This is a genomic window from Pseudoalteromonas sp. L23 (assembly GCF_021728455.1).
Lineage (GTDB): Bacteria > Pseudomonadota > Gammaproteobacteria > Enterobacterales > Alteromonadaceae > Pseudoalteromonas.
Genome location: NZ_JAKKCW010000028.1, coordinates 1 through 20268, shown reverse-complemented (window position 1 = coordinate 20268; position 20268 = coordinate 1). Strand labels below are relative to the sequence as shown.

Here is a 20268-nt window from a genome sequence, read left to right as displayed (position 1 = left end):
AGCCAGGGCCAAATAAGAGGTTGATGAAAAGCGTTCATCCATGAACTTCATCGACATTCGAACATCCATGTACATCAAAACCCGTTGCAGCAATGCGACGGGTTTTTTGCTATGTGTGATTTAAAAATCTCGCGAGGTAAACTCGCTCCTACCACAGTATAGGCACAGTGCAACATGGTGAGAGGTGGTTCACCCACCGATGGCTTGCAATGAAGTTCCAGCAAAAAATGTACCTCAAAACCCGTTGCAGTAATGCAACGGTGGGGTATAGAGAGTCACGCGAGGTGAGCTCGAGCCCACCATATACATTGCTAGGGTGTGAAAAAACTCCAGGCGATAAAACGGCTTGTCTTATTACCTTGCTCCATCTCGATCACTTTTACTTGCTCTGCAGCGAACTGTTTAAGTTGCTGTTTAAGTGGTTTGACGTTGTCTTTATTAGAGATAAGGGAAGTAAACCAATAAACTTGCTCTTTGAAAGTGGCACTCTCAGAGATCATATCCAGTATAAAACGCTTTTCTCCACCTTCACACCATAACTCTTGAGCTTGGCCGCCAAAATTTAGCGAGGCTTGTGGTGCTCGGTTAAGGTTTTTCCACTTTCTTTGCGTGCCCTTATTTGCATCTGCTTCACTGGAATGGAAGGGCGGGTTACACATTGAAAAATGATAAAACTGGTTTGCTTTTATTATTGTTTTAAAAAAGTGATTAGGCTGCTTTTGTTGCATCACTTTTACCGGCAGCTTATTTAGTTCTGCGATGGTTTTGGCACACTTCACAGCAAGAGGATTGATGTCAGAGGCCACAAAGCGCCAGTTATATTCTCTTGATCCCAAGATGGGATAGATCAAATTGGCACCAGTGCCAATATCTACGCCTTGCACCTTATCTGGCAAGTTACTTTCATCTAACAGATCTTTCAACGCATGGATATAGTCTGCTCTGCCTGGAACCGGCGGGCATAAAAATTGTGCGGGGATATCCCAAACTTGTATATCGTAGTCTGATTTAAGCAATGCTTTATTTAACAGTTTTACGGCATCTGGATTAGTGAAGTCGATGCTTTTTATGCCATCAGCTCGGTTGTAAGTAAAATTCTTTAAAGCGGGTTCAATCGCTATAAGCTTGTCTAGATCATAGCCTGAATTATGCTTGTTTCTTGGGTGCACAGGATTCTTCGAATAAATAAAAAGGATTATAACACTTTTAATCGAACGCTTAAGTCTTGAATACTGGCTTTATCTTAGAGGCATATCAACCCTTTTATTTGCTTCGTTTAAGAGTTTACTTATCAATCAGTCAACTGGTACGATGAGGTTAGTGTTAAAAGAATAAAAACAAAGAAATGATAGAGCAAAAATCACTATTAGTAGATATAGCAGATGGACATAAACTCCACCTCAGATATATAGCAAAACCGGATAGTAGCGGCCCCGCTGTGTTTTTTATGCATGGTGCGGTTGAAAATGGCAAAATTTTTTATACTGAAAGTAATAAAGGGCTAGCGCCTTTTTTAGCTGAACACGGCTATCGCTGTTTTGTTGGTGATCTTCGTGGGCGAGGAGAGAGCATACCTAAAATCGACGCTGAAGCGGATTATGGTCAAACTGAATCAATCTTGCACGAAATCCCTGAAATGCTGAATTTTATCGAACGATATACCGGATCTAGAGCACAATATTGGATTGCGCATTCTTGGGGAGGAGTATTGATGAATAGTGTTTTTGCACGCTTTCCTGAAGAAATTCAGCATGTTAAAGCATGTGTTTATTTTGGCTCTAAGCGTAGTTTACATAACAATCACCCGAGCAAATTACTTAAAGCAAACCTGATATGGTTTAACGTTGCGCACTATTATTCGAAAAAGCATGGGTACTTACCTGCGAAGAGACTTGGTTGGGGAAGTGATGATGAGTCTTTAAAGTCACATGCACAAAGCGCTGACTGGGCACAGAAGCACCCATGGGTTGACTCGGATGACGGTTTTAATTATGCCGCGGTATTACAAGACATGACGTTGCCTCCAATCTTGCACATTGCTGGCGTTAAAGATAAAGCACTGGCACAACCTGTCGATATTCAAGCGTTTATTCGTGAATCTGGAAAGGGGATACAAGAACTCAGAATTTATGGAAAAAAGCACGGCCATCGGCACAATTATGGGCACATAGACATGTTAACCCATAAACATGCACGTGATGATCAGTTTAAAGATTTGCTGGCGTGGTTTGATCGCTTTGTGGTTGAGCAATCATCTTCTCAATAAATGCTTCATAGCGCTGCCACTTTTCCAGTGGCTGCGTACTGATTGGCTTTCTGACCTGCGCCTTACTTAGGGTATGCACCGGCTTTTTAGATTTGTGAAACTCCAAGCATTCAGGTTCGTATTTTTGATATAAAAAGCTCAAGCATTGTTTGAGGGACTTTTCAGGCTCTGCAATAAGTTGTTCGTAACTGAGCGTAAAAATATCTCTTTTCATAAATTGGTTAAAATGTGACATCAAGTCGCTTTGCGCTTGCGCATACAAGGCAAATTCACTTAAAGAGCAAAAGTAGGGCTCGCTTTCGGCGAAATGATTACTGTAGACCGACCAGGCTGTTGCATTGAGGTTGCGAGTTAAATGTATAATTCGCGCCTCTGGGAAGAGCTTGTGGATTAAGCCCAGATTTTGAAAATTAGCTGGAAGTTTATTGATCACCACTTCTTCCGACACTCGATGCCGCTTTATCTCGTCGACATAGAGTATGCGGCAATGATCTAACATAGAGTTACTTAGTTGGTCTAAACAACCTGGGAACTCTGAATTGTTGCGTTTACTGAGGTAAGGGACAATTTTATCGCTGATCACGGTATTCTCGCCTAGTGTACCAACATGTGAATGTTGTACTAGCATTTGTTCTAGGAGAGTCGAACCTGTTCTTGGCAAACCAACAATAAAAACAGGGGTAAATGTTGTCTTAACCTTATCACTAGGTTTATCAAAAAACGCTTTGCCACAATACTTTTTGATTGATTCAAAAAATGGCAGCATGTCTACAGTACGAAACTCGCTCATCAGCAGCTGTGTATCATTCGCTAAAGCATAGTTATCTTGGGCTGCATTAAAGTTACCTAATTGTTCATGACACTTAGCAAGAGCATAGTGGACCACGGTTTTTAGTCTCGGTGCTTCAAACTCATTTTCCAATTTTTCTAAAATCGCTAAATATGTAGGTAATTCTTTGACTGAGGACATTTGTACCAGTTCGTACAGCATAAAGGCAGTCACTGTACTATGAGGACAATCTAACCCCGCTTTAAAGACATTTTTGGCTTGTTCAATAAAGCCATAGTCCAGATAAAATTGACCGAGTTGGTAATGGGCTTGGGCATTATGTTTTGCCACGCTTAAGGTGTATTCAAGTACGGTTTTTGCGTCAACCGGTGAACCTACGGCTAAAAATGCATCGGCCAATGCGAAGAGCGGCTCAAGCATTTTTGGTAAATGTTCGCAGGCTCTTTTTAAATAGTAGATTGCGTTATCATACTGCTCTAAACGCATGCAAATGCGGCCTAGACCAAATAGAGCTGGACCGTTGTTAGGTGACTGTTTTAGTACAGACTTGTACATAAACTCAGCTTCTCTAAGCTTGTTTTCGGCTAATAATTCGTTGGCTCGCTTTAATAACAACATGTTTGTATTCAAAATTAACTGCTTTGTTATATAGGATAAAAATAAAAAGGCGAAATAGCTAATGCTAGTTCGCCTTTGTTTCTGGGTTACAGTAAAAGTTAGAACGTATAGGTTGCTTTCACATAGTAGAAACCACCATTAATACCGTATGGTGAAGTTTCATAGTATTTGCCACCCCAGTTGTTATTTGGGATACCTGTAGCGTCAAAGAAGTCTAGTTCTTCAGCATCTTGGTCAAAGATATTATTTGCACCAACAGATAGACTGATCGAATCTGTTGCAAAGTAGGTAAGCTCTGCATCAAATGTGATTGTCGCGTCCGCTGTTTTTGCTGTTGCATCATAATCGACGTGAACGCCTTGGTATTCGCCAAAGTAGTTCATACGAACAAAACCTGAGAAGTTATCCCATTGCTGAGCCCAAGTTAATGTGCCTCTGTGCTTCGGTAAGTCGTTTTCTAAACGAGATACCTTGAAGTCACCTGTGATAGCAGAGAAGCGGTCTACTTCGGTTTCATTCCAGTTGTATGCGGCACTGAATGTTGCATAACCACCCAGCATATCCATAGAATAGTTACCAACTAAGTCGATACCTTGAGTCGTGGTATCGAAGTCGTTAGTGAAGAAGCTCACCTGCGCTAAGTTATCAACGTTAGGAACACCCGCCGCTTTAAGGGCTGCTTTGTCAGCATCACTTAAAACGATTTTTTCAGACTGGCTTAGACGGTCAGTTACTTCAATGTTGTAGTAATCTAACGTAATAAATAAGTCGCCAGAGCGATATACCGCACCTAGTGTGTAACTTTCTGACTCTTCAGGAGTCAATTCAGTACCACCAAGCTGCTCTGAAACAGGGTTTGTTGGTGGTAATAGTGCTGAATCTACCAATACACCACTGCTTAAGTTTGTCTGCACGTTAGACACGTTAGCTTGACCTACCGTTGGCGCGCGGAAACCGGTACTGATTGAACCACGAACCGAGAAGTCTTCGGTAACATGATATTGACCCGTGATCTTAAAGTTTGTAGTCGAACCAAATGAATCGTAATCTTCGTAACGAAGCGCCCATCCCATCATAAACTCTTCAGTAAATGGGGTCTCGATATCCACATAAGCAGCATAGTTACGACGAGTGTATTCTCCTGCTGCAGAAGGTTTGAAGCCTGGGAAACCATTTGAACCTATCCCAAAGCCTTGCTCAGTCAGTGGCCCTGCAATAAATGATGCTTCATCACCTGAAAGTACTTCAAATGTTTCTTCATGCCACTCAAGACCTGCTGCAACGTTTACATCGTAAGCTAGGTCAAAGTCATAGCCTTTTGACACGTCAAAGTTAAAATTCTTTTCCAGTTGGATGTATTTACCTGGGCTGAAGTCCATAGGCGTATCTGCGCCAAGTGAAGCGTTTACCGTGTTAGTGATGAAGTAACGTGATTCGTTACGACCAACCGAGCCACTTAAGTCCCAGTAACCCCCCTCCAAAAAGCCGTCTTTAAACTCACCTTCAACGCCGATAGTTAGAGAGGTATCAGTGATGTTACCACCAAAGTTCGGCGTGAAACCTCCAGGTAAAATTTCATTAAAGGCAAAACAGTTTCTACCTAACTCGGTATCAGCAGCAATTAATTGATACGCTGGGATGTTCGCTACATTTTTATCCGTCAAGTTAACTACCGGACATTCGATACCCACACCTACACCATCTAAGTCTCCCACTAACAGCGTTTCACCACCGTCGTTAGAGTATACACCAGGACGGGTTTGTGGATTTCGATAATAGAATCCGCCTTTAACGTCTCGCTCGGAGTAGTTGCCAAACATATAGAATCGAGCATTGTCAGTGACATCTACGCCAACATTACCGAAGATACTTATATCATCTTTAATTTCTGGCGCACCCCAGATCTGCGCTGGGTCACCAACTCCTTCAACTCCGGCACCAATGTAAGCTGCTGCATCAGGACGCTGAACACTGCGGCTAGTCGCATCCGCTTCTTTGTACTGAAAGCTTAAGTTAGCAAAACCATCATCTGTAAATGGCAAACCTACGTTACCTTCGATAACCGTCGTGTCGCCGTCACCTTCGTAGTATTCACCTTGACGAATAGAGAACGAGCCCCCTTCGCTAGCGTCTTTAAGTACAAAGTTCATTACACCCGCGATTGCATCTGAACCGTACTGCGCGGCAGCACCGTCGCGAAGTACCTCCACCTGTTTGAGCGCGATACTAGGGATCACTGAAATATCAGGACCTTGAGCACCGTCGTTAATACCGCCACCTAAAAAGGCAATAACCGATGAACGGTGGCGACGCTTACCATTTAACAAAATCAGCGTACTGTCCGCAGGCAATCCGCGTAAGTTAGCTGGCCTTACTAGAGTCGCTGCATCACTGATTGGGTTTGCATGTACGTTCAAAGATGGTACAGATCCTTTCAGTAATTCCAGCATGTCAGAGCCCGCAGCTTTCGACATATCTTCAGCACCGATGATGTCAATTGGCACTGGTGACTCGCCTACAGAGCGAGGAGCAGCCCGGGAGCCAACTACCGCGATTTTTTCAATTTTTTCATCTGCTTTTGCTTGGTTGGCTTCTTCAGCCATTGCGGTGGTAGTAAGAAGTGACGTTGTTGCTGCTGAAGCGAGCGCGAAGCGAATTGCACGGCGCACCGTGTTACTTTTTAGTTTCATCCTGTTTCCCCAGTTGATTGTTGTTGTCATACCAATAAAAAGGCCATTTATAATATTTTTACCTTTAATACACATATAATTTAATTTGCTATGTGTTGGCAAGCGCTTTTTTAAAATTAGCAGTGATTTCTGAAACTGCAACTTTCTTAATAACTTTTTGTTTAGGCTAAGAAGAATTGCAAAGGTTGAATGATAAGTTATTGTTGAAGATGAACTTTTGGACGGTTTAACTAGTTTTGAAGAGAAACACCCAGTTGCTTATAATTTGTTGTTACAAAGTTTAGCGAGATTACGGAAATTTCATTATTCAGTTTTTGTAGATTAATTGAGCAATGCTAGGTGCTAGTCTTTGTGTGAGTGATTATTGTACAGTTTTGTGTGGTAATTGAGGTTGATTTTGTTCTAGTTCGTTGTTTTGCACACTTTACGTATAACTTTACTCGTTAGAATAGCTAATTTGTACCAATGGCTAATAGCTAAAGTGCTAAAAATTTTGATAGACTCTGGACAACACTATCTTTGAGTTTATTAATGAAACTGATCAAAGTTGTCCATAAAGCACCGATGCGCGTTGCTCGGATCAGTAAACGCAGACAGCAAATAAGATTGCGCAGAGCAATGATTGCGCTCAAATGCGCACTAGAACAAGAGAAACAAGAAACGAAAGAAATGCTTGAGATATACAAGCGATATACTTTGGGGCGAGCGCATAAGGCTGAGTTAAAAACAGCAAACGCCCAACTTGTGGATATTCTCAAAGGATTAGGATTGGGTGTGTTTGCCGTTTTACCTTTTGCCCCCATTACCATTCCGGTAATCGTAAAGGTCGGTCAATTAGTGGGCGTGGATGTTTTGCCTAGCTCATTCAACTTGAAAAAAAAGCCAACAAAAACCGAGGAACAGTGAATTTTCTTTTTAGCCTTGGTAATCTAAGTACGAACATAATAAATTTGAGGCCTACATGAACAACCTACTCGTTCACTCTGCGAAGGGTACACCCATTTCTATCTTCTCTGCTGCAGAATTAGCGTCATGGCAAGCGCAGCAGTCAAGTACGACACAGCTTTTCGTAAAAACCGCACAACTTCAATCGCAAAAAAATATTCTTATTCCGAATGCTGATTCTGGAGAAGTAGAGCGAGTTATTGTTATTGCTGAAGACGATGATTTTTGGCTATTGGGCGATCTTGCAAAGCAGTTACCAAAAGGTACTTATTTTATTGATATCGCTTCTGAGCAAGTTGAGAGCCACGCTATTGCGTTTTTACTGGGGGCGTATCAATTTTCTGCTTATAAAGAATTGCCAGCGATTGTCGCAAAGCTTGCTATCGAAGATGCTGATATATATGCCAAAGTAAAAGCGGCTGTCGAGTCTATTAATCTTGCAAGAGATCTAGTAAACACACCGGCTGCCGATATGATGCCTCAGCACATGGCTGAAGTAATGGAAGAACTTGCCGAGCAATATGGCGCATCATTTGAACAAATCATTGGTGATGAGTTATTGGAGCACAACTACCCAACAATCCACATGGTGGGCCGTGCGAGTGACAATGCTCCGCGTTTGCTTGACTTACGTTGGGGTAATGAAAACCACGCAAAACTTACGTTAGTTGGTAAAGGCGTATGTTTTGACTCTGGTGGTCTGGACTTAAAACCTGCGTCTGGAATGCGTAATATGAAAAAAGACATGGGCGGAGCGGCTCATGTTATCGCGTTGGCCAATATGATTATGGCGGCAAAACTGCCTGTAAGATTACGCGTACTTATCCCAGCGGTAGAAAATGCGGTTTCTCGCAATGCCTTTAGGCCAGGTGATGTGATCAAAACACGTAAAGGTATTACGGTTGAAATTGACAATACCGATGCCGAAGGACGCTTGGTTTTATGCGACGCATTGGCAGAAGCGCAAACAGAAGCGCCTGAGCTATTGATAGATTTTGCAACCTTGACTGGTGCGTGTCGCGTTGCACTTGGCACTGAACTACCTGGTTTTTATTCTACAGATCAAGCGATTGCTTCTGAGCTAATGGAAATTGGTCTGGGTAATGCGGATCCTATTTGGCAACTGCCTTTGTTTGATCAGTATAAGGCGCTGTTCAAGAGCGATATCGCCGATATTGCTAACTGTGGTTCGACGCCGTTTGGTGGTTCAATAACAGCTGCACTGTATCTAAAAGAATTTGTTGAGCCAGCCACGACACCTTGGCTACATTTTGATGTGATGGCTTGGAACGTGAGAGCGTTACCGGGTAGACCTGTTGGTGGTGAAGCATTGGGTCTTAGAACCATGTTTAGTTATCTTGAGAAAAAGTTCGGCTAATCACAATCACAGAGCCTGAAATCTATGAAAAACCCAGCTACGTAAGCTGGGCTTTTAGTTTGTCTAATAACCGAATTGGTATAATTAATTTTAGATTAGTTTTACTGCTTTTCAGGAATGTTTTCTAAGATCCCTTTCATTTGCTGCCAATATAGGCCAACGCTTGAAATTTCTACTTTTTCCTCGGGAGAGTGTGGAAATTTGATGGTTGGACCAAAAGAAATCATATCCATGTTCGGGTAAGGTTCTTTGAACAAACCACATTCAAGACCAGCATGAATAACCATAATATGTGGCTTTTCACCGTAGATTGATTCATACATATCACGGAAAATAGCTAATACTTCTGAGCTTGGATCAGGTTTCCAGCCTGGGTAAGCACCACTAAATTCAATGTCTGCTTGTGTCAGCTCAGCCAGTGAACGCAACATACCCTCGACATCACTGCGACCAGAATCAATTAATGAACGGATCAAACATAGGACTTCTAAACTGTTATCTGTAGTAGAAATTACACCCATATTAAGTGAGGTTTCAACAACACCTGGAATATCGTCGCTCATGCGTACAACACCATTAGGGCAAGCATTGAGAAGCGCTAATACTTTGCTTTCAGAAGCTTGGCTCATTGGCAACGTGGTACTTTTTGAGGTGCTGAGCGCAAATGTGATCCCGGTTTCTATGGCACATAATTCTTGCTTAATGATGGTTTCATAAGCTTCAATCAGCGCCTGGAACTCGCTTATTTGCGTTTCATCAAAACTAATGACAGCGTATGCTTCGCGCGGAATTGCATTGCGTAGGGAGCCGCCTCTGATCTCGATAAGTCTTAGATCAAAGTCTGCAATATGGTGTTTTAAGAATCTTGCGAGCAATTTATTAGCGTTTGCACGACCAGTGTGAATGTCGACGCCAGAGTGTCCGCCGCGTAAGCCTTTTAGAGACAGCTCAAAGATTTGATGGTGTTTAGGTAACGCTTCTCGCACGAGTTGTAGAGTTAAGGATGCATCTACACCACCTGCGCAACCCATATAGATTTCGCCTTCTTGCTCTGAATCGGTGTTGAGCAGAATTTCTCCTTCTAACCAGCCAGATTGCAAACCAAACGCGCCGCTCATGCCTGCTTCTTCATCAACGGTTAGTAACACCTCAAGTGGACCGTGTTTGATATCGTCAGCGTCTAATACGGCCAAACATGATGCCATGCCGATACCATTGTCTGCACCTAATGTAGTGCCAGTTGCAGTTACCCAATCATTATCAACATATGGTTTGATTGGATCGGTAACGAAGTCGTGTGCTGTATCGTCATTCTTTTGTGGCACCATATCAATGTGTGCTTGTAGTACAACAGGCTTACGATTTTCCATGCCACTTGTTGCAGCTTTTTTGATGAACACATTACCAGTGTTATCACGACGTACGTCTAAATTTTTGCTTTTAGCCCAGTCAACAATAAAGCTTGCTAGCGCTTCTTCGTGTTTTGAAGGGTGGGGAATGGCACAAATTTGGTCAAAAAACTTCCAAATTGCTTGTGGTTCTAATTGACAGATCTCGGTATGCGCTTTGAGCACAATAAACTCCTTGGATGAGCGATAATAATATTGCAATATTACCACCCACCCAAGGGCAAGATCGAGCAATTAACCTTAATTCGGGAGAGTAGGTTAGTTATTGAGCTTGACTCGCGGCCACTGCTGGTGCAATCAACTCAAGACCTGTTTTATCGCAATCAGGTAAACGTGCATCCGACATCGCAATTGGGGTCGTTCTTTCTCCCCATTTTAAATAGCTCGCAGCCCAGGTTAATCCAGCGCCAAATGCCGCCGACATAATATTAGCGTGTGGCTTAATAAGACCACTTTCGACAGCTTCACACAGTGCAATTGCAATTGTTGCAGCTGAGGTATTACCGTACTTGTCGATATTGACCATGACTTTATCATCTGAAATTTCCAAACGATTTTGGATCGCTTGAATGATACGAAGATTTGCCTGGTGCGGGATAAGTACATCAATGTCTTCTAGTGATAGCTGTGCTTGGTTGAGTACATCATCACATGCTTCACTCATACCTTTTACAGCACGCTTGAAGATTTCACGTCCCTCAAAAGAGAGGTCAGAAGGTCCGGTGCCTGCACAGCGGTCCATATCGGTACCATAGTTTGGAATGTGTAATATACTTCTGTCAGTGCTATCACAGCCAGTTTTGGTGCCTAATAGGCCGGTTGGTTCCTCACTTGCTTCAAGCACGACAGCACCAGCACCGTCGCCAAATAATACTGCGCTGTCGCGCTTTGCCCAGTTTACATACCAAGTCATACGCTCAGCTGCAACAATGACTGCTCTTTTAATCATACCGGCTTGGATCTGTGCGGTGGCATTTTGTAATGCATACAAAAAGCCCGAACAGGCCGCATTGGTATCACATGCTGCAGCACCCACGGCTCCAATATTCTTTTGTACTAAAGAAGCTGTATTTGCCACCATAGTTGACGGGGTGCAGGTTGCAAGTAGAACAAGATCGATGTCTTTACCTTCAAGTCCTGCACATGCCAAAGCGTGTTGGCTTGCAACCGTTGCAAGTTCGGCAGTGCTAACATGACTAACGCGTCTGGATTTTATACCTGTTCTTGTACTTATCCATTCATCATTGGTATCAACGATGGTGCTAATTTCATCATTACTGATGCTCGCTGGTGGAATGCACTTACCCCAGCCCGTGATTTTTGCATAAACCATAGTGTCTCTTATTCTAATCCGACCAGTTGGCCAATTTTTTATTTATACCAAATCCTTCACAGTATTGCCATAAAAGCGAAGCTGTGGCTTGTAAAACGGCGATATAACTGAGTTCGATCACACCTATTTTCGCTAGATTAGGTATAATTCTTTTATCTTAGCTTAGCTTCTTATATTTTCATGAAAATTGCGTTTTCTCCCAGCTCTGCATTGGGTCAACTGTTGTTGTTGCGATCTGTGGCAATCATCATTCAAATAGTGATGCTCGCTATCGCAGCTCTAGTTTTTGGTAAACAATTTGATTTTGTTGCAGTGGTTGGAGTGGTGGCAGCGGAGTCGGTATTTCAGCTATTAAGTATTTACGCCTACCGTAACACAAAAGAAGCCGCGTCTATTGGTATGACAATGCAATTGTTGGCGGACATTTTGTTTCTTACTATTTTGTTGGACCTGACGGGTGGAGCGACCAATGCGTTTGTGTCCTTGCTGGTATTGCCAACGGTTATTGCAGCAGTAACTATTCCAACTATCAACATGTTGATGGTGTCGGCTGGGGCGATTGGGGCTTATCTTTATCTTTATATAAAAATGTCTCATGAACATGTCCACCATATGGACATGAGCACTCACTTGCTCGGGATGTTAGTTAACTTTACTTTCACTATTATAGTCGTTGTTACCGTGGTGAGCATATTGGTAAAGCAAAATCGAAAAAAAGAGCGGGCAATTGCCATGTTACGAGAGCAGCAGCTACAGCAAGAGCAATTAATCGCATTAGGTAGTGCGGCCGCACAAGCAACCCATCAACTCGCCACGCCAATCGCACATTTGGCGCTATTACACGAAGAGCTGGAGGAGTCGTATCCAAAAGATCCATGTGTTCAAGAAATGTCGGAACCTCTTGGGAAATGTAAGGAGCAGCTTAATGTCTTTAGAGAATTCACTGAGTATTTAAAGTCAGCGTCTAAACAAATGATAACTGCAGAGCATCTTGCAGAGCAGTTAAAAGAATTAACGAATTTACAATTTCCACGGCAGCATTTTCGATTCGATATTACTAATGTTCAGGGGGGGCTGTGCGATGATCCTATGTTGATGCCTTCGATTTTGAACCTTATTAGTAACGGTGTGCGAGCAAATGAGCAAGCAAAACAGACGGACATAGAGGTGATATTTACCTCCGAGCCGACTGAGCATGTGATAACCATTCTTGATAAAGGTGAGGGAATAGCAGAAGAAAGGCTAGCGCAGCTGGGGCACAATGTAGTGAATAGTGAATCTGGGCTTGGCATGGCAGTACTGCTTAGTCATGCGACAATTGAACGGCTTGGTGGACATCTGCTTATTGAAAGCGACGTTACCGATGGGACAAAATGTACGATTAAACTACCAAGGGTGAGTGATGAAGTTACTGCTTGTTGAAGATGACGTGCCTTACGCACAAACATTGATGAGGCGCTTGGAAAAACAAGACTTTGGTGTTGAACACGTCACTTTAATTGAAGATATGCAGGTGGCTTGTAAACGAGAAGCTTTCGACTACATATTGTTGGATATGAAGCTGGGTGAGGCCAACTCAATAAACTTCATAACACAAATCAAGCAGCTCAATCCAAGCGCTCGCATTGTATTATTAACGGGTTATGCTAGCATTGCAACTGCAGTTGAGGCGATAAAATTGGGTGCTGATGACTACCTAACTAAGCCAGCAAGTACCAGTTTGATAGTACAAACGCTATTGGGAGAGAAAACTCAAGAAATCGTAGAAGAAGTCATGTCTCCAGAACGACTTGAGTGGGAACATATTCAGCAAGTTCTAAAGGCAAACGAAGGTAATATTTCTGAAACTGCACGGCAACTTAATATGCACCGAAGAACGCTGCAGAGGAAATTACAAAAGAAACCTGTTTATAAGTAGGTTTTCACTTATACTCATTATTAAATAAAATGAAATATGCTGAGTTAGTCGATGATATTCTCATTTGAAGCATTGAACCTTTGGGCAATTATTCTCGCCGCTTTGTCTTCCTTTATGTTAGGTGGTATTTGGTATTCGCCTATGCTGTTCCAAAAAACATGGATGGAGGGGTGTGGGTTGACAGAGCTTGACTTACAAACGAGCGATCCCAAGATGACTTTTGGCGTCGCATTTCTGTTATCTTTGTTGTCCGCTGTGTTTATGGCTGTGATGCTTGATCTATCGCTCTCTTTGTTAGCGGCTACCGGAGTTGGGCTTGGTGTGGGAGTTTTTTTCGTCGCCTGTTCATTAGGAATAAGCTATATATTTGAGCAGCGCCCGATGAAACTGTTTTTAGTCAACGGTGGCTATCATGTGTTACAGTTTACGCTCATTGCATTTGTACTTAGGATCATGAGCTAACTCGGTATGGCAAAACCCAATAAAAAAGGCCCTGTTAGAACCGTCGATATTTATTGTTCTGGATGCCGCCAGCAGCTATTTAAGTATCGTAAGGGAGGCAAGGGCAGCCTCGTCAATTGTTTTAAAGAACGGATCACCCAGGACTTTACCACCAACCAAGTAAACTGCCCCAATTGTGAGCAAGAGTTTGCCCGGGATACATTAGTGAGAGGTGCGCCAGCACTGAAAATGATTGGTGGCAAGGTCACCTTCAAGTAGTTATTACTTCAATTCTTATTGCTCACCTTTTTTTGTTATCAGACAAATGTCCTGTCTTGAATTTCCCAGTTTGTTACTATTTCGCCGTTTGGCTTTGCTGTTTCAATGAATGAAAATGACCCTTCCCATGGAACTGGGCCAGCCTATTGGGTCTTGCTAAATGGAAAAAACATGATCGATTTAATGTTCGATATCATCGGTATGACAGGCACTTTCTTGGTTGTTGGTGCATTCTTTATGCTACAGCTGGAAAAGGCATCTCCCGATAGTTTAACGTATAACTTGATGAATTTAAGTGGTGCGATCCTACTACTGATTAGTCTTTGTTATAACTTTAACCTTGCAAGCTTTGTGATAGAGTTATTTTGGATCGCAGCGTCTTTAATTGGTTTATTTAAATATTTCAAAGCGAGAAAGTTGGCATCTGCTTAGGGTCTAAAAGAAAAGGCTAATCAAAAACTTGCGTAGTGGCTAGGAGCAAGTATTATTAAGTTAATCATATGCTGCTACGTAGGTTAGAGTAATCTAACACTACGAGTGAAGTGTGGGAACATAGAGCTCGTATAATATGAAAAACTTAAGCGCGTTAATTAAAGTCACTCCATTCTTAATTCCTTTTGCGGTAGTCGCTGAACCAGAAGCTATGGACGCCGACCTTTATCAGCTGTCGTTTGAAGAGCTGTTGAATGTAAACGTCTCTATCGCAACCAAAACCGATGAGACTAGAGCATCGGTTCCCTCTAGTATTACTGTCTTTAATTCAGAACAAATCAATAGCCTAGGTGTCGACAATGTTTATGATTTAATGAATTTTGTACCTGGCTTTCAATCTACTCGAGGCGATTGGGTTGGAGCCGTGCCAAAAGAGCATACCCGTGGTGTGTATCTGGATACTGGACATGTGTTAGTGATGATTGACGGGCAAAGGCTGAATGAGTCTTCATTCGGTAAAGCGTCGGTCTACACCCCGTACATTCCCATTGAAATTATCAATAAAGTTGAATTTATTCGAGGCCCGGGCTCCGCACTTTATGGCAGCAATGCCTTTCTTGGTGTAATGAATATTATTACCAAAAAACATAGTAATCAGCTTTCTGTTGGCTATGGTGAGCATGGCAGCGCTCAAGCGGCGATCAATATTTCAAAGCAAGTGTCTAACGAAACACTGGTCTACGCTAATATTGCATTTAATAAACGCACTGGTGATAGCTATTTTGGAGGTGCCGTAAAAGACCCGTTAGAATCACTTTTTGCTGTGTTTGGCGGCAATCATCAAGCGTTAACATGGCAAGTAAGGTTTAACCGCACTCAACTTGACGAGTTTTTAAATCTTTCCCGTTATTCCCCTGAAAACGAACACAAAAGTGAGAACTATGCGGCAACATTTGAGTATCAGTGGCAAATTACTGAGTTACTCGAGTTAACCCATAAACTGAGCTTTATTGAGCATAACATTGAAAGTGCAGGGCTCATCGTTACAGCAGCAGAAATAGGTATCACGCAAGGAGGTGACTTTTTAGTTGGCCCAGCTTGGCAATCTAGAGACTTAACTTATAACCTAGATGGTGGTTATAAACAAAATGACCATTTACAATGGAATTTCGGCATTGAGTTGTCAAAGGAAGAGCAAAGTAAAGCAGGTGTAAGAACTACTTACTATGACCAAACTGCTGGTGACATCATTATTTATAACCATACCTATTTGGGTGGTGTGCAGACAATATCTGACTACGCGCCATTTTATTCGCTACGTCAGGATTTTGATTCTTATGCGGGTTATGTTCAAGCTAAGCATCGATTTAGCGAGCAACTTAGTATGTTTGCAGGAGCACGATATGACGAAGTGAAAGACATAGACGATAATTTATCGCCAAGGCTTGCATTCGTTTACGGCTACGATGAAGCAAACACTTTTAAGCTACAATATGGAGAGTCTTTTCGTACACCAGTCAGTAATGAGCTTAACTCAAACGATGACGTTACATCAGGTAATTCGAACTTAACTTCAGAATATGTAAAAACGACAGAGCTGGTCTGGCATTATCAAGACGAGTCCAAACAATTTGACGCGGTACTGTTTAACAATGAACTAGAAGATTTTATTAATCTTGTATCCATTGATGATGAGCAAGCTGAGTTTACATTTGATAATGTCTTTGAGACGAGTATGCAGGGTATTGAAGTTAATGCTAATTTTAATTTAAGTGACTCAACATGGATACAAGGTGCATACACCCAGTTATTTGACGAGCCATTAAACGGCAGTTTTAAAAAGTTTGCTGCGCTTGCCTTTACTCATAAAAGAGGGGCGGTAGAAGTTACTTTAAATGCAATTTGGCGAGACACAACATTGATACTTGCACCCCCAGAGTCAACCGTAGATGATTTCAAGCAGTCAAGTTACTACCTCATTGGCGGTACCGTTTCTTTTAATTTGGATAACAATACTAAAATTCAACTGAAAGCTGAAAATCTTTTTGATAAAAAATACACCGCATTTGATCCAAGATTGATTGATGGTCATGTGCCACAACAGGGCAGAAATTTATTGATTCAGTATATTAAGAATTTTAATTAGCTGATGGGGTAGGTGTTTATAGAATGAATGTGCCACCTATGCGGTGGCACATTTTTTATTACTTAAAAGAAGGTATAATCAACACGCAGGCTGATTGTGCGGCCATTTAGGTAGTTAATATACTCTTGAGCTGCTGAATTATTGGCGTTTCTAGAGCGAGCACGCATATAGGTAGCAGTTTCTTTATCAAATAGGTTATTAACGAATACACTTAGTTTTAGACTATCACTTAGCTGAATACGTCCTGAAACGTTAAAGACACTATATGCTGGTGTTTTATCTTCATCACGAACATTAAAGTGTGTTTTATATTCGTCATAGAAAGAGTATTCACCTCGGATGTACGCATCTTTACCGAACAATTGAATATTTTGATCAAGCGCTAGATATGCATTCCATTCCGGTACCATTGTCATCTTATCACCAGCGCTTGCTGAGATAGAGTCATTGTCTTCTGTGATCTCAGAGCTTGTGTACGATGTGTTGAATGACATCGTTAGGTCGTCAGTTAAACGAGCTGTTGACTCAAACTCAAAACCTTCAGACTTAGCTTCACCACCGTTAGCTGTATATGAAAATCCACAAGTGTCCATATATACTGAGGTTTTAATATCAGTCCAATCGATACGATAGATTGCAGCAGAGAAATCCACTTTTCTGTCAAGTACACTTGCTTTAAGACCTAGCTCATAGTTTTCGATAGCATCAGACGTGTAACGGTCTTTACGATTTTTAGCAAGCGGATCAGCCTCACATGAAGCTGCTAATGGACCATTGTTACCACCTGGTCGATATCCTTCTGAATATAAGCCGTATACAGACATTTCTTCACTTGGACGGTAAGAAACACTGAACTTATAGCGGTTACCTGATTCTTCACCACTTAAATTATCTTCAGAAGTTGCCCAAATACCTTCTTGCGTGTAGTGAGAACCATCTTTAAGTTCAAAACGGCGTACACCACCATTCACTTCAAGGCTACCGGAATCACCTAAATCAAATTCGTATGCAACATCAGCGAAGAATGCGAGTTCTTCCGAGTAATCACGAATGTTGGTAAGGTTCCAGTTGTTCTGAGGGTTGCCAAATGTGTCTTTACCAATTTGTGTAGCATCTGCCCCCCACCAATTAAGTGCTAGCGCAGATACTTTGTCGCCTTTTTCATGATATTGATTTTGGTAGTCTGGATCGTAGCCGTATTCAACTTCGTCATAGTAAGCGCCGAGAGTCCAAGATAGAGGCGAGTTTACATCAATATTTTGGAAGCGCAGTTGGTGAGTCACACGCTCATATTTGCGATGGTCAATGATCCAAGTACGGAACATATCTGATGCATCTAAACGACTCCATCCGGTTTGAATGCTGTCTTCTTCATAAGTACGGTGAGAGCCTGCGTAAGTTAAAGACGCTATATCTAGGAAGTTATCATCCTGAATATTTAAAGTGAAAAGATCATTAGTTGAGTCAGACCATGGGTCCATTAAGTCCCACACTTGGTATTTTTGTGGCACACCTTTGTTAGCAATTGGTGCGTTGCCCGCGTTACATTGAGGGCGCTCAGCTGTCTCAGGACAAGAAACTTTAAAGAAATCGACATCATATCCGTAAGCTGCTTCCTCATTGGCTGTTAGGCTGTAGTCCCAATAATAACCTGGTGTAGAACGGTCACCTGTTGTCGTACCTGTGTCGCTGAATGTCGTATGTGCGTAGCCTAGAGTAACAGAAGTTTCTGGGTCCACTTGCCACAATAGTTGGCTGCGGATAAAGCCTCGATCTGCGTTACCCTGAACACCAGTATTCATATTAACCATTTGATAACGTTCATGTTCTGTATTACCACTTACACGCAGTGCTAACGTATCATCAACAAGTGGAATGTTAACACCCATTGAAATATTACGATGTAGACCATCTACATCTTTTTCACTTCCAACCTGTGTAGACGCGAAAAATTCAAATTCATCAAGTACAGGCTTTTTAGTGATGATCCTAACCGTACCACCGATAGCGTTTGAGCCATAAAGTGTACCTTGTGGTCCTCGTAAAACCTCAACTCGCTCTACGTCGTTTAAGTTTTCAAAAGTAAAAGGAACGTCGTCGACAAAAACGCTGGTTGTATCTGGAAATGCAGTGTTACCTCCACTTAAGCCACGCAAAATAAGTTGACCTCTAGGAGAAGCAGCCCCAGCGAGCGTTCTATAAAAGTCTTCTGCTGATACTAAGTTACGATCAGCGATGTCCATTGCTGAGATAGTAGAAACCTGCATTGGAATTTCTATGATGGTTTCTTCTTTACGACGAGAGGTAACGGTAATTTTTTCTATTTGTTCTTTAGCACCGTTTTCTGGTTGTTCTTCCGCGGTTACGTAAAAGCTTGCTGATGCAGCCAGCATGCTAAGGCAGAGAGTACTCTTAGCAAATGGTATCTTCCCCAGTGGTTTCATTGTGATTTCCCTTATTGTTTTTGTGTGAAAAATACAATAGTACCGATATTTGTACTATTGCCTATGTATCAATGAAGGGTAAAAATAATTTATTAATGTAAATTATTCAAGTTTAATGTAACTTTATTTTTGTTGTGGAGTTTTTGTTTTATTTAAGTCTATACTAATCATACGGTTATTAGTTTGAAAATTAATACTTAGAAATATGGAATTAGCCAAAAGTCTAATAGGGTTTGGAATATTTAATTCTAATAAAACGTTAGTCATCGGAGTTTCTGGCGTTCAGGGTTCTGGTAAATCAACACTAAGCTATTCTCTTTGTAAACAACTTAGGGAAGTTGGCATTACTTGTAAGTGTGTGTCGCTTGATGATTTTTATTTAGACCCAGAAGAGCGGGCATTACTTGCTTCAAAGTTTCATCCGCTGTTTCAACAAAGAGGCTTACCTGGTACACACGATCTTCAACTATTACAAGATGTTATGAGCAGATTTAAACGCGGTGAAGCATTTACTTTACCAGTATTCGATAAATCAATAGATAGGAAGTTGCCAAAATCAAAATGGCGAAAAGTTGATGCGGGTTTACAGGTACTTATTATCGAGGGATGGTGTATGGGAGTGGAGCCGCAGTCTAGCGATGAGTTAGCACCTCCCGTTAATCAATTTGAGCAAGAATTTGATAAAGACGGTTCGTTTCGCTTAAAAGTGAATCAAATTTTATGTGAAGAGTATCAAGCTATTTTTTCACAATTAGATAGTCTCATTTATTTAAATGGAATGAGCTTCGACAGAGTATATCTGTGGCGGCTGCAACAAGAGCATGTGCTCAAAGCATCGAACGGAAAAGGGATGAGTGATGAGCAAGTTAGACAATTTATTCAGCCATTTCAACGCCTATCGGCATGGGGAATACGAAGCTTGCCAAGAATCGCGGATATTGAAGTGTGTTTGGGTGAGAATAGAGAAGTGCTGCAAATAAACACTCAGCTTGGCGAATACACAAGCTGAGTGTAATTTTTGTTAAAGTTGATGAGTTATGCTGCTAGCTCTTCTGTAACTCCCCCAAAAAATGAAACAGTTCATAAGTAGAATTTTCCATTAACTAAAATAGGAAAATTTACGATGAGAAAAAGCAAGTTCACCGAAACCCAAATTGTCAGCATGATCAAGGAAGCTGA

The 20268-nt window shown here is 41.7% G+C and carries 16 protein-coding genes; 10 read left to right on the top strand and 6 right to left on the bottom strand.

The window, feature by feature from the left end; all coding sequences use genetic code 11:
* Positions 1 to 311: 311 nt before the first annotated feature.
* A complete protein-coding gene (gene rlmF, locus L3V43_RS23040; protein WP_102057894.1) occupies positions 312 to 1169 on the bottom strand; it encodes a 23S rRNA (adenine(1618)-N(6))-methyltransferase RlmF in 858 nt (285 codons plus the stop codon).
* 176 nt (positions 1170 to 1345) lie between these two features.
* On the opposite strand from rlmF, the gene L3V43_RS23035 reads away from it, so the two are divergent.
* A complete protein-coding gene (locus L3V43_RS23035; protein WP_237117468.1) occupies positions 1346 to 2266 on the top strand; it encodes an alpha/beta hydrolase in 921 nt (306 codons plus the stop codon).
* Here the strand turns inward: L3V43_RS23035 and L3V43_RS23030 are convergent.
* Together L3V43_RS23030 and L3V43_RS23025 are read right to left on the bottom strand one after the other, a co-directional pair.
* On the bottom strand, positions 2208 to 3674 hold the full coding sequence (locus L3V43_RS23030) for a sulfotransferase (RefSeq protein WP_237117467.1): 1467 nt from the start codon (positions 3672 to 3674) through the stop codon (positions 2208 to 2210). The genes L3V43_RS23035 and L3V43_RS23030 overlap by 59 nt on opposite strands.
* A 98-nt stretch (positions 3675 to 3772) precedes the next feature.
* Entirely contained in the window at positions 3773 to 6364 is a 2592-nt protein-coding gene (locus L3V43_RS23025) for a TonB-dependent receptor (protein WP_029215790.1), read from the bottom strand.
* Between the two features lie 531 nt (positions 6365 to 6895).
* Here L3V43_RS23025 and L3V43_RS23020 point away from each other — a divergent pair.
* Together L3V43_RS23020 and L3V43_RS23015 are read left to right on the top strand one after the other, a co-directional pair.
* A complete protein-coding gene (locus L3V43_RS23020; protein ID WP_237117466.1) occupies positions 6896 to 7270 on the top strand; it encodes a hypothetical protein in 375 nt (124 codons plus the stop codon).
* A 55-nt stretch (positions 7271 to 7325) separates the two neighbouring features.
* Positions 7326 to 8687 (top strand): leucyl aminopeptidase family protein, encoded by a 1362-nt coding sequence (locus tag L3V43_RS23015; protein ID WP_102057898.1) that lies wholly within the window; start codon positions 7326 to 7328, stop codon positions 8685 to 8687.
* Positions 8688 to 8788: 101 nt separating this feature from the next.
* Here the strand turns inward: L3V43_RS23015 and L3V43_RS23010 are convergent, their stop codons facing one another.
* A complete protein-coding gene (locus L3V43_RS23010; RefSeq protein WP_237117465.1) occupies positions 8789 to 10261 on the bottom strand; it encodes an aminoacyl-histidine dipeptidase in 1473 nt (490 codons plus the stop codon).
* Between the two features lie 97 nt (positions 10262 to 10358).
* Positions 10359 to 11429: a ketoacyl-ACP synthase III gene (locus L3V43_RS23005; RefSeq protein ID WP_010605206.1), complete on the bottom strand. Its 1071-nt coding sequence runs from the start codon at positions 11427 to 11429 to the stop codon at positions 10359 to 10361.
* A 237-nt stretch (positions 11430 to 11666) separates the two neighbouring features.
* On the opposite strand from L3V43_RS23005, the gene L3V43_RS23000 reads away from it, so the two are divergent.
* The 6 genes from L3V43_RS23000 (at position 11667) to L3V43_RS22975 (ending at position 16645) form a co-directional block, all read left to right on the top strand.
* A complete protein-coding gene (locus tag L3V43_RS23000; RefSeq protein WP_227387841.1) occupies positions 11667 to 12851 on the top strand; it encodes an ATP-binding protein in 1185 nt (394 codons plus the stop codon).
* Positions 12832 to 13347 carry a response regulator gene (locus L3V43_RS22995; RefSeq protein ID WP_010605208.1) on the top strand — a complete coding sequence of 172 codons (516 nt, stop codon included), beginning with the start codon at positions 12832 to 12834 and terminating at the stop codon, positions 13345 to 13347. The genes L3V43_RS23000 and L3V43_RS22995 overlap by 20 nt, the downstream gene beginning before the upstream one ends.
* A 51-nt stretch (positions 13348 to 13398) precedes the next feature.
* Positions 13399 to 13809 (top strand): DUF1761 domain-containing protein, encoded by a 411-nt coding sequence (locus L3V43_RS22990; RefSeq protein WP_010605209.1) that lies wholly within the window; start codon positions 13399 to 13401, stop codon positions 13807 to 13809.
* A 6-nt stretch (positions 13810 to 13815) separates the two neighbouring features.
* A complete protein-coding gene (locus L3V43_RS22985) occupies positions 13816 to 14067 on the top strand; it encodes a hypothetical protein (RefSeq protein ID WP_237117464.1) in 252 nt (83 codons plus the stop codon).
* A gap of 171 nt (positions 14068 to 14238) precedes the next feature.
* Positions 14239 to 14499 (top strand): hypothetical protein, encoded by a 261-nt coding sequence (locus L3V43_RS22980; RefSeq protein WP_010379248.1) that lies wholly within the window; start codon positions 14239 to 14241, stop codon positions 14497 to 14499.
* Between the two features lie 136 nt (positions 14500 to 14635).
* Positions 14636 to 16645: a TonB-dependent receptor gene (locus L3V43_RS22975; RefSeq protein ID WP_237117463.1), complete on the top strand. Its 2010-nt coding sequence runs from the start codon at positions 14636 to 14638 to the stop codon at positions 16643 to 16645.
* A gap of 62 nt (positions 16646 to 16707) precedes the next feature.
* Here L3V43_RS22975 and L3V43_RS22970 read toward each other — a convergent pair whose 3' ends face one another.
* Positions 16708 to 19089 carry a TonB-dependent receptor gene (locus L3V43_RS22970; protein ID WP_237117462.1) on the bottom strand — a complete coding sequence of 794 codons (2382 nt, stop codon included), beginning with the start codon at positions 19087 to 19089 and terminating at the stop codon, positions 16708 to 16710.
* A 205-nt stretch (positions 19090 to 19294) separates the two neighbouring features.
* On the opposite strand from L3V43_RS22970, the gene L3V43_RS22965 reads away from it, so the two are divergent.
* Positions 19295 to 20098 carry a kinase gene (locus tag L3V43_RS22965; RefSeq protein ID WP_237117461.1) on the top strand — a complete coding sequence of 268 codons (804 nt, stop codon included), beginning with the start codon at positions 19295 to 19297 and terminating at the stop codon, positions 20096 to 20098.
* Positions 20099 to 20268: the final 170 nt, after the last annotated feature.